Annotated in this window: 18 protein-coding genes, 1 tRNA gene and 1 pseudogene; 10 read left to right on the forward strand and 10 right to left on the reverse strand. The window is 60.5% G+C overall.

Annotated features, from left to right (window positions below; translation table 11 throughout):
* Positions 1-105 precede the first annotated feature (105 nt).
* Positions 106-1,263, forward strand: coding sequence for a glycerate kinase (locus M0D69_RS13735; protein WP_301782530.1), 1,158 nt, complete (start codon positions 106-108; stop codon positions 1,261-1,263).
* A gap of 85 nt (positions 1,264-1,348) precedes the next feature.
* Here M0D69_RS13735 and M0D69_RS13740 read toward each other — a convergent pair.
* Positions 1,349-1,807, reverse strand: a pseudogene (locus tag M0D69_RS13740) (PepSY domain-containing protein); the annotation flags it as partial.
* A 231-nt stretch (positions 1,808-2,038) separates the two neighbouring features.
* Between M0D69_RS13740 and M0D69_RS13745 the strand changes: the two are divergent.
* Both M0D69_RS13745 and M0D69_RS13750 read left to right on the forward strand, forming a co-directional pair.
* A tRNA-Leu gene (locus tag M0D69_RS13745) sits at positions 2,039-2,125 on the forward strand.
* A 152-nt stretch (positions 2,126-2,277) separates the two neighbouring features.
* The gene (locus M0D69_RS13750) at positions 2,278-3,309 is read left to right on the forward strand and encodes a tyrosine-type recombinase/integrase (protein ID WP_301782531.1); all 1,032 of its coding nucleotides are present in this window, start codon (positions 2,278-2,280) and stop codon (positions 3,307-3,309) included.
* Here the strand turns inward: M0D69_RS13750 and M0D69_RS13755 are convergent.
* The 9 genes from M0D69_RS13755 to M0D69_RS13795 form a co-directional block, all read right to left on the reverse strand.
* Complete coding sequence (locus tag M0D69_RS13755; protein ID WP_301782532.1) at positions 3,306-3,518, reverse strand: DNA-binding protein; 213 nt, start codon at positions 3,516-3,518, stop codon at positions 3,306-3,308. The genes M0D69_RS13750 and M0D69_RS13755 overlap by 4 nt on opposite strands.
* A gap of 2 nt (positions 3,519-3,520) precedes the next feature.
* Positions 3,521-4,081, reverse strand: a complete 561-nt coding sequence (locus M0D69_RS13760) for a hypothetical protein (protein WP_301782533.1) — start codon at positions 4,079-4,081, stop codon at positions 3,521-3,523.
* The gene (locus tag M0D69_RS13765) at positions 4,074-4,511 is read right to left on the reverse strand and encodes a hypothetical protein (protein ID WP_301782534.1); all 438 of its coding nucleotides are present in this window, start codon (positions 4,509-4,511) and stop codon (positions 4,074-4,076) included. Before M0D69_RS13765 ends, M0D69_RS13760 begins: the two co-directional genes overlap by 8 nt.
* A gap of 2 nt (positions 4,512-4,513) precedes the next feature.
* Positions 4,514-5,092, reverse strand: coding sequence for a hypothetical protein (locus M0D69_RS13770; RefSeq protein WP_301782535.1), 579 nt, complete (start codon positions 5,090-5,092; stop codon positions 4,514-4,516).
* Positions 5,089-6,204 (reverse strand): hypothetical protein, encoded by a 1,116-nt coding sequence (locus M0D69_RS13775; RefSeq protein WP_301782536.1) that lies wholly within the window; start codon positions 6,202-6,204, stop codon positions 5,089-5,091. Before M0D69_RS13775 ends, M0D69_RS13770 begins: the two co-directional genes overlap by 4 nt.
* A gap of 81 nt (positions 6,205-6,285) precedes the next feature.
* A complete protein-coding gene (locus M0D69_RS13780; RefSeq protein WP_301782537.1) occupies positions 6,286-6,693 on the reverse strand; it encodes a hypothetical protein in 408 nt (135 codons plus the stop codon).
* Positions 6,694-6,770: 77 nt separating this feature from the next.
* Positions 6,771-7,733: a recombinase RecT gene (locus M0D69_RS13785; RefSeq protein WP_301782538.1), complete on the reverse strand. Its 963-nt coding sequence runs from the start codon at positions 7,731-7,733 to the stop codon at positions 6,771-6,773.
* Positions 7,734-7,786: 53 nt separating this feature from the next.
* Complete coding sequence (locus M0D69_RS13790) at positions 7,787-8,815, reverse strand: YqaJ viral recombinase family protein (RefSeq protein ID WP_301782539.1); 1,029 nt, start codon at positions 8,813-8,815, stop codon at positions 7,787-7,789.
* 92 nt (positions 8,816-8,907) lie between these two features.
* Positions 8,908-9,498, reverse strand: a complete 591-nt coding sequence (locus M0D69_RS13795) for a helix-turn-helix transcriptional regulator (protein WP_301782540.1) — start codon at positions 9,496-9,498, stop codon at positions 8,908-8,910.
* Positions 9,499-9,623: 125 nt separating this feature from the next.
* Between M0D69_RS13795 and M0D69_RS13800 the strand changes: the two genes are divergently transcribed.
* The 7 genes from M0D69_RS13800 to M0D69_RS13830 all read left to right on the forward strand — a co-directional run bounded on the left by M0D69_RS13800 (position 9,624) and on the right by M0D69_RS13830 (position 13,697).
* Entirely contained in the window at positions 9,624-9,980 is a 357-nt protein-coding gene (locus M0D69_RS13800) for a hypothetical protein (RefSeq protein ID WP_301782541.1), read from the forward strand.
* A gap of 58 nt (positions 9,981-10,038) precedes the next feature.
* Entirely contained in the window at positions 10,039-10,401 is a 363-nt protein-coding gene (locus M0D69_RS13805; RefSeq protein WP_301782542.1) for a hypothetical protein, read from the forward strand.
* Between the two features lie 69 nt (positions 10,402-10,470).
* On the forward strand, positions 10,471-11,283 hold the full coding sequence (locus M0D69_RS13810; RefSeq protein WP_301782543.1) for a DUF2303 family protein: 813 nt from the start codon (positions 10,471-10,473) through the stop codon (positions 11,281-11,283).
* A 347-nt stretch (positions 11,284-11,630) separates the two neighbouring features.
* A complete protein-coding gene (locus M0D69_RS13815) occupies positions 11,631-12,218 on the forward strand; it encodes a single-stranded DNA-binding protein (protein ID WP_301782544.1) in 588 nt (195 codons plus the stop codon).
* Positions 12,219-12,220: 2 nt separating this feature from the next.
* A complete protein-coding gene (locus M0D69_RS13820) occupies positions 12,221-12,694 on the forward strand; it encodes a hypothetical protein (protein ID WP_301782545.1) in 474 nt (157 codons plus the stop codon).
* Positions 12,691-13,197 carry a Ref family recombination enhancement nuclease gene (locus tag M0D69_RS13825; protein ID WP_301782546.1) on the forward strand — a complete coding sequence of 169 codons (507 nt, stop codon included), beginning with the start codon at positions 12,691-12,693 and terminating at the stop codon, positions 13,195-13,197. Before M0D69_RS13820 ends, M0D69_RS13825 begins: the two co-directional genes overlap by 4 nt.
* On the forward strand, positions 13,194-13,697 hold the full coding sequence (locus M0D69_RS13830) for a hypothetical protein (protein WP_301782547.1): 504 nt from the start codon (positions 13,194-13,196) through the stop codon (positions 13,695-13,697). Before M0D69_RS13825 ends, M0D69_RS13830 begins: the two co-directional genes overlap by 4 nt.
* Positions 13,698-13,701 lie beyond the last annotated feature (4 nt).

Below are 13,701 nucleotides of genomic sequence, written 5' to 3' on the forward strand. Positions count from 1 at the left end.
TTCTTGCATTGCCGATGCGCATTGAAAGCATGCCCAACAGGCATAAGGTTTGATTATTTCGGGCCGTGTCGCTAGATTTCAAGCAAATTCATAACTCGAGACATCATGCCCCACGCCCATTCCGCCGGTTCAACCTCTCCCGTCGTCGTGATTGCGCCCGATTCCTTTAAGGGATCGCTTAGCGCGGAACAGGTCGCGGAGGCAATTTCGAACGGTATCCGGCGCGCTCGGGCCGACGCCGTCATCCGCATCGTGCCGATGGCCGACGGCGGCGAAGGCACGCTCGACGCCATGCTCGCGGCGGGCGGCGAGCGCAGTGTAGTCAACGTGCGCGGCGCGGCGTCCAAGCGGCGCGACGCCGCGACAGGTCTGCTGGCGGATGGCAGCGCGATCGTGGAAACGGCGGAAGTAGTGGGCATCACGGATCCGGACGGGATGGCTGTACCGGTTACCGAACGCAGCACGCTCGGCATGGGCGAAGCGATCCGCACGCTGCTCGATCTCGGCGTGCGCAAGTTCTATGTGGCGCTGGGCGGCAGCAGCACGAATGACGGCGGTGCGGGCCTTCTGGTGGGCCTCGGTCTCAAACTCTTCGATGCAGACGGCAAGACGCTCGACCCCGTGCCGTCGCAGCTTGGGCGGATTGCGCGCATCGACGCGACGGGGCTCGATCCGCGCGTGCGCGAAGCCGAATTTACCGGTATGTCCGATGTCGACAATCCGCTCACCGGCGAGCACGGCGCGACGGCGATTTTCGGGCCGCAGAAAGGCGTGACGGGCGATCAGATCGCGACGATCGATGCAGCGCTCGCTCATTTCGCCGATTTGCTCGAGCCGGCGCTGCAACTTACCGCGCGTGATAAACCCGGCGCTGGCGCGGCGGGCGGTCTCGGCTTCGCGCTGCATATGTTGGGCGCGAGTTTCGAGGCCGGCGCAGAAGTGGTCGCGCGCCAAGTCGGGCTGGATGCGGCGCTCGAAGGCGCGAACTGGCTGATCACAGGCGAAGGACGCTCGGATGTTCAGACGCTGCATGGCAAGGCGCCGTTTATCGCATGCCAGCACGCTCGTGCGCATGGCGTGGAAGCGTCGCTGCTCTCCGGCGCTATCGATCCGGCTGCGTTGCCGCGTTTGTCCGAGCATTTCAGCGGCTGTTTTTCGCCCGCACCGGGGCCGATCACGCTGGAAGTCGCGATTCGCGATGCAGCGACGCTGCTGGCGAACGAAGCCGAACAACTTACAAGGTTGAAGTTCGGCTCGCGGTGATTGCACGGGGCCGGCTAAACCGCCCTCACGTCCCTCGCGTCCCTCGCGTCCCATAACGTCCCATAACGTCCCATCAAGCGCACGCTCATCGCGTGCTGGCAACTCTGCCGGAACTGAACAGCAGCCGGTCCGATATCCACACGATCAGCATCGTCAAGCCCATCATCGGGAAGACGATGCCAAGCGCCGTCAGACCGCCGATCCAAACGTGCATCGGCGGCTTTGAGACCGGTCGGGATGGCGCGCCGAGTGCCCTGCCCGGCTTGCGTTTGCGCCACATCACAAAGCCGCTGACCGACATCGCCGCAAGTCCGAGCGAGATGGCGGACGCAAGAATCTAATTCGCGACGCCAAAATAACGGCCCATGTGCAGGGACGTGCCGTATGAAATCCACTTCGCCACGCGCCCGTAATCGCGATACGCGATATCCGACAAAATCCGGCCGCTTTATCTATCGATGTGCAATGTGCGTTCGGCTTGAGGATCGGCGGGAAAGTACGACACCATGTACACGCCTTGCGGGGTTGTCGGCAACGCGGATGAAGGGCGAGGTCGCCGACAGGAACCAGACCCTTCCACCCCTTCCACCTGTGCGGGCCCACTACAGACATTGGCCATTGGATCGGTTAGAATGCCGGGCTTGGCGTGACGCGCATCATTGGCGTTATCGGGAAAACGCCGTTTCCCCCAGATTTTTAAGGCGCGGTCAAACGCGGTCATGGGTCGTACGCCCCATACGTTGCACTCCCCGCTTTAAACTAACCGCAAAGACACGCGTGAGTGGCGAAATTGGTAGACGCACCAGGTTTAGGTCCTGACGGCAGCAATGTCGTGTCGGTTCGAGTCCGACCTCACGCACCAGCTTACATATCGTAAATTTACAACAAAAGTAAAAACGCGGTAAATCAAAGGGTTAGGGGCATTGCAAAGCAATCGCCCCTCCCGCCTTTCACCATCGAAAGGGTAAAAAAGTATAATAAACTCCCCACACATTACGCACGGGGTTCCCCACGATGGCTTCGATCACTCCACACAAAGACGGATTCCGCGTTCAAGTCTATGTCGCGGGAGTCCGCGATTCCAAGGTGCTGCGGACCAAGCGCGAGGCTAATACGTGGGGAGCTGCGCGCGAAACTGAGCTGCGCGAATCTGCCGCAAAGCCTGAAGCAGAACGCCATACTGTCGCGGCCATGTTGACTCGCTATAGCGAGGAGATATCAGCGAACAAAGAAGGCGCCCGGCACGAGCAGCTACGCATCAACGCGTTCATCCGCGACTTCCCTGCTATCGCTAAATTGAATCTCGCAGACCTGACTACGCCCGTGCTTGGTCAGTGGCGCGATGCCCGGCTCGCCGGTTTCACAGCGCCCGGCGGTCGAGTAGTTGCGAAGGTGCGCACGGGTTCAGCGCAACGCGATGTGAGTTGGATGTCTAACGCCTGCAAAGTGGCGCGGCTCGAATGGCATTGGATGAAACACAACCCGTTCGAGGGATTCAGGCATCCCGGCCAGGGCGTGCCGCGCGATCGACGCGTGGACCCGTGGAAAGAAGTGCGGCCGATCGTGCGCTCACTCGGGTATGTGAGCGGCAAGGCGCCGGAAACGAAGAGTCAGGAGGTTGCGCTCGCGTGGCTAGTGGCACTGCGCTCGGGCATGCGCGCGGGCGAGGTTTTGGGACTCGACGACGAATCGCTGAACCTCACGAAGCGCACCGCGACCGTGAAGCACAAGATGCAGTACAAGACGAAAAAGCCTCGCGTCATCCCGCTCACGAAGCACGCCATTCGCCTGCTAAAGCCGGTCGCCGGTAAGGGGAAGTGCTTCACTGTATCGAGCGCGTCAGTAGACGCCCTATTCCGCAAGAATCGGGACCGGCTAATGATTGAAGGGCTGACATTTCATGACTCGCGGGCCGAGGCACTTACGCGCCTCTCCCGGAAGGTTGACGTTATGACGCTGGCGAAAATCAGCGGCCATAAGAACCTGAAGACCCTGCTAAACGTGTACTACCGCGAAACCGCCGAGGACATCGCGGCCCGGCTTTAGACCGTTTCGAGCATCCGGTCTACTTGCTCGACGGGGATAAGGCCGCACCGGTTCAGCTTCATCTGCCCGGCCTTCACCATCTTGCTTACCGTGTGACGCGTGATCCCGAGCATTTCGCCGGCCTGCGTCATCGTTACTTGAGACGGGCGCGGCCGGCTCTCTGCGTAGAGCTGCACCGCGCGTCTCGCGGCTTGTTCAATCTCGCTCACTTCTATTTCCCCTTCGAAAGCCGGCATGCCTCGCGGTAAATCTTGGGCGCATGCCAAAGCGGATTTTGAATGATCGTGTCGCGCGGGTAGTTGTGCGCGAACCATGCGGCAAAATCCTCCTCCCCCACGATAATTCCCTCGCGCGCCACGATCGCAACGGCGTCCGCCTCGACGACTTGCAGGCGCCGCAGCTCGTGCAACACCAGCATCATGGACTCGCAGTCGCTGACCGTGAGCCCGCGATCCTCGCTGAAGCTCAGTGCCTCGACTTCCTCGATCGAGGATGCGAGCGCACCGCGTGCGACCGGGCAAGCACTCCAATGTGCATTGGCAAGCAATTCACGAAGCTCGGTCAGCTCGCTGCGGGCGTAGTAGCTATCGAGGTTCCGCCCGTTTTTCGGGAGAGCATCGGCAAGTGCCTTTGCGGCTGCGTGCAAGTCGTTATACATAGGCGAGTCGCGCCGCTCGCGCATCTTGCCTTCCTCGATTCCGTCGAGGTACGCAGCCTTCTCGCCCGGCGTGCGTGGCGTCAGTTCGTCGCAAAACTGGATAGCCTCAGACATTGGCGACTCCCGGCGAGGGAATGAGCACGGCGCCGCCGACGAAGCTCCAACGGTCGCCGTTTGCTTCCTCGAACGAAGCGCGGTCCTGCGTGGCAACGAACGTAGTGCGGCCGCTGTCGTCGTGCTGGAACAGATACCCGGCCGGGCTCAATACCTGCGCCACGGCGTTCTTTACGGAGAGCGTCGCGGGCTCGGGTTCGCTGGCGCCCGAGCGAAGCGCCTGGACTGCACGAACGAGCACTTCGAGATCGAGCTTGCCGGGCTTTTTGACACCGTTCGCCACGGCGAGGTATTCCGCTTCAAGGTTGTCGGCCGCAAGGCGATTGCTCGCAATGCGCTCCTCTGCGTACTCCGCAACGCGGCGGGCCTGCGACTCGACGTTCGACCAGTCGAGACGCAGCGCGCCTTGTGCAATTTGCGCTGCATTCATGTTTAGGCTCCCAGGGTTTCGAGGTAACGGCGGAAAAGCGAGGACGGCTCGTGGCCGAGTGCGTACTGGATGGCGGCCAGCTCGCGGGCGAGAACGATTTGAGGATCGGGAATCGCGGTCCACACTTCAGGGTCAGTCACGCCCGTGGCCGTCATTGCCTCGCGTACCGTAGCTTCGCTGACGTTGTGCGAGCAGATGCGCGCGGCGGCCGCCGTGAGCACTTCGAGGCTTGCATACGTCGCCAAGTCTTGAATCTTCAGCCATTCGCACAAGCGGTAAAACTCGATTTGCGTTAGTTCCTTGGCGGCCGGCGTGGTATTCGACATTGCTTCTTCTTCCTCAATTTGTGGCGCCGCACCGGGCGCCGGGTTTTGACGGGCAAAGCGTTTGATGCGCCCGTTTTCGTTCATATCGCCGCGCGGATCGGACTTCGACGACGTAGAGAGTTGGAACGTTGCCGTTAAGCCGTTGCCGGCGCGCGCATCAACGGCAACGCGGTTGTTCTTCATGCCGACCGTGACGACTTCGAGCCCTGCATCCTTGACCATATCGAGCAACAGGCGTTTGCGATCGAAACTCATGCGCGTGCCTTCGGATGGTGACAAGCGCCTTCGCCGTGGCACTGGCCCGGCAGATCGCATTCACGGAACTGGCAGTTATCGAAGGGAACGCGGGCGAGACGCATCGAGCCCACGGGCGCCGGCCGCTCGGAACGGATCACGCGATCCAGCTCGGCAATAATCAGCGCGCCAGCCTTTTCGAGATTGCGGCGTGGCGTGGTGGGCTTCCACCAGTCGTTTTCCCACGGCCAGTGTATTTCTGCATCCCTGTGCCATCCCGCCGTGCGCAAGGCGTAACAAGCTGCTGCGGCTGCTAGTGCGCCTTTTATGTGCTTGTCGTCTTGCTCGTCGGTGAACCCTTCCACGGCTACCTGACGCACGCGCTCGGCCAGGATGGCGACCACGGCCGGCGACGTGTAGGTATTCAGGCGCAACGGGTTCACGGCCACTTCCAATTGCTCGCAGCGGGCTTGCCAGTATTCCGCTTGCTCGCGGTCAAACTTCGCGCGCCGCTTGCTGGCGTCACCGTTCTTCGGCAGATCGAGCGTGCGCCATTCGGTCGAGCCCGTGAGCGCACCGTTCGCGCGCAGCTCAATCCATCGGACGCGGCGCGATTGCTCGCGGCTCCGCGAAGCAGTGCGCTCGATATGTTCGAGGGCGCCGCGCAATGCCTTGTTCTCGGCTTGCAGCGCTGCGAGCGAACCCGGTACAAGCTCGGCCTCGCGTTCATCCTGATCCACGCGGCGCCGAAACTCGTATGCACTGCTACGCGCACCAGTCATGTATTCACTCAGGGATTCGCGGGCCTGCTGGAATACGTTCTCTGCGATGTCTTCGGCGGCCTTGTCTTCCGCTTCCTCGACGGCCTGTTCGGCTTCGTGGTAATCGTTGATGGCGTTCAGCAGGCGATCGACGGACGTTGCGAGATAGCGGCCCCACTCGGCGGCACGGTTGCGCACGGGCGGCCGGTTGTTCACGCCATACTCCATCGCGTCGAGCACAGCGCATTGCAGCGCTGCACGCGTGCGCCACATGTTGTCATCCGTGAAGCGACGCGCGACGGCTAACGCTGCTTCGTCCCATACACCCGGCATTTGATGACCCGAGCGCGTACCCATCTTGAAATCACCCATCTATCTCTCTCCTAGCGGCCTGAAAAACATAACATGGTTTGATTATCTAACCATGAAAAGCAAACGTCAAGTGAATGACACCTATGCCTGCTTCGCAATCTTGTTTCGCAGCTTAATTTCATTCATGGCGATATCCGTCCGCATGCCTTGCACGGCCAGCGCGGGCAGCTCGCCAAGGAAGTCGCAGACCGCCTCGACGTGTTCAGAAAGCGCGCGCAGCTCGTCGCCATTCGCAGCGTAGATACCGCGCTGCGCGTGCCGCTCCATGATGAGCACGAGCGCGGCCGCGATCTTGTAGACCGGCGGCTGAAACTCTGGCGCATCGAATTCCTCGCAGAACTTCAGCCCGAGCTGGACAAACTCATTGAACTGGCAGAGCTGGTCATACCCAAACGTGCCGGCCTTCAGCGCGGCAATGCCGGCGAGGAGCTTGATTTTCGTGGTCACGATGCTTTCGCTACTTTCGGCGGGCATCGAGTCAGACATCATGATTGACTTGTGCAGGCGCGGGATTGGCCGGGCTTTCGCCCGACCGCCCTTTGCTGCGGCCCTACGTTCTGCCCTATTCACGCTGCGTTCTCCCACGGCGGCGCTTCGCCGTTGCTGTTCTGCTGTACCTGTTCGGCTACCTTCGAGCGCATCAAGCCTGCCAAACGCGACGGCCGGCGCGCATCCTGCCCGGCACGATCGTCTACCAGGGCGGGCGATGCTTGCTGTTGCTGTTCGGCCGCTGGCGTGGCCTGGGCATCCGATTGGTCAGGCAATGCCGACGGTTCTACGCGCTCCTCCTCGCGGCTCTCGAACACGTACCCGCTTGCTTCGTTGTCGTTCGCAATGGCACGGTCGAGTGCTTCCGAGCTGTTCGGCAGGAGCTTCGCGGCCCGCTTGATGACGGCCTTGATACTCATTTGGTCGTACCACTTCGTCCACGGGCTACTCGCGCCCGTACCTGACTTCGACGCTTCGCGTGTCTTCTCGATATCGCGGCGCGGCATGACTTCACGGTGGACCTCCCCGTTCGTGAGCTTCACAATCACGTAGGAAGCGATCACCGGACCCGGATCATCGTCGCCGAGATACGGCTCGTGCTCGATACGCGGATCGTCGCCGCGCTTGAACCGGAACAGATCGCGGTCATACACGGCGGCCGCGTCGATGCTGGCAACCTCGCCCGAGTTGCGCATCACCTTTATCAGGCCGCGCACCATCGGCAGGTATTGCACGGTCGGAACCCACACTTCGACCTCGCGGTTTCCGCGCTTTTCCTTCTGTTTCGTGTTGTAAATATTGAGAACCGCCTCGCGGCCGTCCGGCAGCAGACCATCTTGCGCCGCCTTCATGCACGACGCGAACAGGCTACGGCGATCGGCATAGAGCAAATCTTCCTTCAACTGCACCACGGTAATGACCGTGCGAATGAACCGGTCAACGTCGAGCCCGTGCGGCAACGCCTTTGCAATCTCGGCGCGCATGCCCCCTTCGAGCTTCGAACGGAATTCCTGTAGGTGACTCACTTGTTGCTCTGACATAGCTACCCCCAAAGGTTTGTGCGGCACGGTATCGCACCATGCCGCACTACTGGTTACGCTGCTTTTTTCTCGGTAATGCGCACGTTGCGGAACGCAGGAACGCGGGCATCGATATGCGACGCCGGCACCTTCGTTATCGTGATCGTCACGCGCTCACCTGCTTCACGATCGTAGGCGCGGAACGACTCCTTGTTCGTGCCGGCCGAGATACCGAACCCGGCGCCCTTCACCGTCTTGGCGGCGCCTATAATGGTCAACAGCTCGGACTTTGCGCCGGCTTTAATGTCGGCCGCTTTCTTTTCCAGCTCACCGCCGCGCTTGTACTCTTTGCACAGCTCATAGACGCGCGAGTTACCGGTCAGGTCGAGCACACTCCCATCGTTTTCCAGATTCAGCTTGGCGATGGTCTTAGCATCCTTGACGTAGTTCGGCTCGGGCGACACGCCCGCCTCGATACGGTCCCAAAAGTGCTGTGTCCGTTGGCGGATCAACTCGCCCACTTCGAGATCGCGCTCACGAATGATCGGCTTGGGCGTGTTGCCGCCCACGAGCGGCGCAATGATGACCCACGGCATATCTACAACTTCAAGCTGCGTTTGCGCCTGAATCTCGATATGTGCGGGCGCCTCGATGGACTCACCATCCTCTAGCCACGTCCGGCGGAACGCGAGCCCATCAACGTTCTTCACTTCCATCAATCCCGGCCCGTGCTTCTCGAACATTTCGCGCGCATCGTTCGACGGCCGGCCCGGCACGAGTCCCACAATCTTGAAGTCGAACGAACAGCCCAAGCGGATATTGGCGATGCGCGCGTAGACCTTGAACGGCTCCACGATCAAACCGAAGTCTTCCGCAATGCCGTAGGCAATAGCGTTTTCCAGACGACGGCCCCATAGCATACGGTCGTTGTCTTCGAACTCTTTCGTTAGCTGGCCCGTTTTGATTTGGTGCAGCTCGAACTCTGTGTTGTAGGGCGATGCGTCGAACAGCGCGGCCGTTTCCGTCGAAGTAATGTCCTGTTCGCGCATGGCTAACCATTGCGCTTCTGTCTCGAACGTCAGAATTTCGCGTACCAGTTCCATGATTCTCTCCGATGACTAGGTTGGTGTACGGTCGAATGCCGTAATGATTACATTACACCGAAATCGGTTCGATTACAACACCATTTTTTGCGTCAAAACCTACAGAACAGTAAGGGTGTGGCCCAATCTAGCTCCACACTGCTGGCGGTATACGGTCCTGACAGGGCATATGTCCCATCCTGATAGCCACGTTTGACGGTTGCGACCACCACGCGGCCGCCGTCCAACTGGCATAGACTGAACCGGCCGATGCACTCAGGCGCTACGTTCTCCCGTGGGATATAGAAGGCTACCCACGCGTCCATCCACGACAGTGGCGTGTCGGCGGTTCTAAACTGGATCGCGGCCGCGTGGTCTGGGAGCGCGCATGGGACTTCTGTGCGTTCGCGCGTGTCTTTGGCGTGCATCGTCACGACACCACCGTTACCCACATACCCGAGAACGCTTACCCGCTTGCCCGTGGATGGTTTCGATTCGATACCGGCGGCAACGACAATGTCGTGGAGTGGTACGCCGAACATCTCGGATAGCGCGGCCGCTTCGTCGAGCTGCATACGCCTTTTGCCACTCAGACTCAAACTTAATTGAGAGTGATTCATTCCCATTTTGGTCGCTAGACCGCGCATCGACAGCTTGCGCGCGGCCATTAGATCAAGGAAATACTGTTTATCCACGCTTGCCATTGTCCAACCCCCTGATGATTGTTTGTTTGAATTCTATTGCATAGGCGCTCGGTAACGGTTGACATTGTGGTTCGATTCCAGCACCATATCAACACCGAAATTAACCGATATGAGGGGTAACGAACATGACTGTAAGGATCGAGGCTGATATCACGCCCGAAGTCGCGCGCCAGCTTCGTCACGATGCCAGCCTTACCCAACGCGAATTTTGGGGCAGCGTGGGCAGCAATCAGGCGTCCGGCCACTGGTTCGAAGTCGGCAAGCGCAAGCGCATCCCCAAGCCCATCCGTATTTTGATCTTTCTTCGCTACATTGCGAAATTCGAGATCGACGCGGGCGACCCGACCACCGCCGACGTGCTGACGCGCATCGGAACCGAAATCTCCGCGAAGCTCACTGCCGAGCGCGCCGAGGTAGCGGCGAAGGAAGCAACGCGAGTTGCACGGGAAGCGCAGAAGCGCGTCCGCACCCTCGCCGCATAACCGCAGTTCAATCAAAGGAGCTTCAATCATGGCTGGTCCGAAACCGTTTAACGATACCTTGGTCACGCTGCGCTTTGGCGAGCTGCACGACGACCTGACCGAAGCTCTCAACGAGCTGGTCAAGAAGGTTGATATCACGCAGAAGTCGGGAAAGATCGTTCTCACCCTGGGCATCAAGGCCGGCAAGGGCGGGCAGATCGAAATTTCCGATGACCTGAAGCTGACGTTGCCGAAGCTGGAAAAGGCCACGTCGATCCTGTTCGCCACGCCGGAAGGCAACTTGCAGCGCCAAGACCCGCGCCAAAAGACGTTCGAGGGTATCCGCAGCGTCGATCAAGAGGCAGAAGCGCAACGCACCGTTGTGCGCACTGGCACCGACGACGCCGCACCGGCACCGTTGGCCGTCCGCGCCGCGACGTAAGAAGCGCACCACCACCGCAGCGCCACGTAGCAACCTGTAACCATGACTTACACCTACACGGAAACGAACATGAGCGATAAGAACGAGATTCAAACCGCAATCGAAGCTGGCACCGCACTGGCGCGCACGCTGGAAATCAACGGTACGCCGATCATCCTCGTGCCGGAAGGCTACAGCGCGGAAGAACACGCGCACTTGCTGGCGGCCCCGACCCGCCACAAGGGCAAAGCCGAATTGCTCGATGCGGCAAGCTTCATTGCCTACGTGAACGCGTTCAAGAGCGGCCCGAACCTGCCGACTCGTCTCTACTACAAGATCGACCCGAAGCCGCAATTTGTCGCAGTGTTCAACGATCACACGGCGGACGGCCCGGCATTCCGCGACTTCACGGCCGAGTACAACGCGCCGCTGTCGAAGGAATGGCAAGAGTGGCTCTCGTTCAACGGCCGCAAGATGAAGCAGGAAGAGTTTGCGCTGTTCATCGAGCGCAACGTGCTGGACGTGACGGCTCCCCCGAGCGCGGACATTCTGGAAATCGTCTCGACGTTGCAATCGACGAAGGGCGTCAACTTCGCAAGCGGCATCCGCCTGGACAACGGCCAAACTCAATTGAAGTACGAGGAAACCGTGACGGCGAAGGCTGGCGAGAAGGGACAGTTCAGCGTGCCGGATCGTATCGAGATCACGATTCCCGTGTTCGACGGCTCGACGGTCGCCGACCGCCTTACCGCGAAGTTCCGTTATCGCATCGACGGCGGTTCGCTCATCATGTGGTACGACCTCGAACGCCCGCATAAGGTGTTGGAAGTCGCAGTTGCCGACCTGCACAAGCAGATCGCGGAAGGCACGAGCTTGCATGCGTTCAAGGGCGAACCCGCCTAAGTAGCTTTATCGACATTCGCACCATGCGATAGCGCATGGTGCAAAACCGGCCACACGATCGGGTGGACGCTGGACCCCGTAACCAGCACCTTTCTAAGAGCGCATCGAGTGCCTTCCTAGAAAGGTTGTGAAGCGAAATCAGTAGCGAGCCCGAGCGTGCGCACGCGGAGAGGAGCGAAACAAAGTAGTTGGCGCAGGCTGCGCAACGGCTTCGATGCACACGGATATCGCAGGGCGTCCGCTCTCTCGAATGACGATGCCGCCGGATCGTACCCGGCACTTTTCTCCCTTACCGCACCACACCATGCGATGCGATGCGGCACTCTAAATTCGACAAAGGAAACATCATGATTTTGACCGGATTCGCACGACTCGGGAAAGACGCCGAGCTTCGCTTTACCCAGGGCGACAACTCCACAGCAGTCGCCAGCCTCGCACTCGCATTCAACTACGGCCGCAAAGGCGAAGACAACAAGCGCCCTACGCAGTGGGTTGACGCGGCCCTTTGGGGACCGCGCGCCGAGTCGCTTATCGATTACCTGCTGAAGGGCCAAGGGCTCGACGTGGTTATCGAGGACGTGCATATCGAGACGTACCAGCGCAACGGCGGCGGCGAAGGCTCGAAGCTGGTTGGCCGGATTCTCGCGCTCGAATTCACGGGCGCACCGACACAGCAGCAAGGCCAGCAACAAGGGCAGCAACAACGCCAGCCGGCGCAAGGCCAGCAGCAACGCCAGCCGCAAAGCCAAGGGCAACAACAGCAGCGCCAGCCGCAGCAGGGAGCCAACGGCCGCAACGCGTACAACGACGCGAAGCAAGGCAGCGGGCAGGCCCGGCGCGCGCCGCAAGGTGGCGGGTTCGAAGAAATGGACGATGACATTCCGTTCGATTTGCCGTATCGCGGCATGCAGTGGATGGCGGCCCTTGGGTTCTGACTGTGAGCGACATCACTCCGACCTTTCATGGCGAGGTACAACTTGCATCGTGGAGCGAATCGCACAACGGGGGCGCGAAAGTCGTGCTCTGGTTGTCCGAGCCGTCCGACCTTGACGCATTCCGCGCGCTCACCTTGCGCAAAGGAAACACGGCCGGCCAGCGCTTCATGGTTGCAATGGTCGAGATCGGAGAGGACGAACAACCGGTTCAGTCCGAGCCCGCACCGGCCGCGCCGAAAGGCGGTGCTCTCTCTCGCCTTGCTGCACAACTGTGCGCGACTCAGCCGTTTCACCTGTTCCTGCGTGCGCATGGACTTCGCTGTGAGAACGAGCGCGACGCGGCCGAGTGCATCCGGCAGACGTGCGGCGTGAGTAGTCGCGCCGAGCTGGATCACGACCAGCAAGGCGCGCATATCTTCCACGAGAAAATCCGCAAGCCTTTCTTGGCATGGCAGGAAGCCGGGGGGCACCGTTGAAGCGTTCCGGTTTCAAGCCGCGCACCGCGCCGATGGCGCGCGGTAACACTCAACTCGCCCGGTCGAGCTTCAAACCGGGCGGGACGGCAAAGCCTCGCAAGACCTCCCCGCCCAAAGTAAAGGCCACACCACGCCCGCGCATCGTCACGTCGGCCGTTGAGGAATACCACCGCGACCGCGTAGCGCAGCTTGGGTGCGTCGTCTGTCGCAATCTGCGTCTCGGCAAAAGCCCGGCCGAGCTGCACCACGCGCGGACCTATGCCGGCGGCGGCCAGAAGTCGAGCGAGTTCCACGTATTGCCTATCTGCCCGAACCATCACCGTCTCGGTGGCGCGGGTGTAGCGCTCCACGCCGGCCGTCAGACGTGGGCGAAGCTCTACGGCACTGAAGAATCTTTGTTGCTTCAAGTCTTGCATGCGCTCGGTTTCGAGATCGAGCCCGACGACCTTTGGCGCCCTGACCTTGGCGCGATCCTCTATCCCACTGGAATACCCCTCAAATGAGCAAACGATACGGCCGGAATCAGAGGCGCGCGCACCGCGAGCAGATCGAACGGCTTGCATCCATGTACATGGAACAACAGAGCATCAACCGCCGCCAGCTCGAAACCATCGCCGACTTCCGCGAGCACCTTCAGTACGTTGCCGCGACGCTTGGGCATATGTCCATTTTGGCCGGCCGCGAGCTGCACCACATGGACGGGCATGAAGGTATGCAGCTCGTGGCAGAAAAGCCTATGACATTGCCGCTCGATGGGCTCACCCAGGACGAACGGCTGTGCGTCGAGATCATGCGCTTACTCGACATCAAGGCAGTGCGCGATATCGCCGGCCGTTCGATTCACGCGATCGTCCACCTTGCCGGTAACGACGCGGCCTATGCAATCAGCGAATACACGATACGCACGCTGAAGCCGGAACAACTGAAACACCTGATCGAGCGTCAGGTAGCCCCAATGCTGTGCGCGCTGATCGCAGAGCAAGCCACTCGCAAGATCGCATGAGGGT

The organism is Caballeronia sp. SEWSISQ10-4 2 (assembly GCF_030464885.1).
GTDB lineage: Bacteria > Pseudomonadota > Gammaproteobacteria > Burkholderiales > Burkholderiaceae > Caballeronia.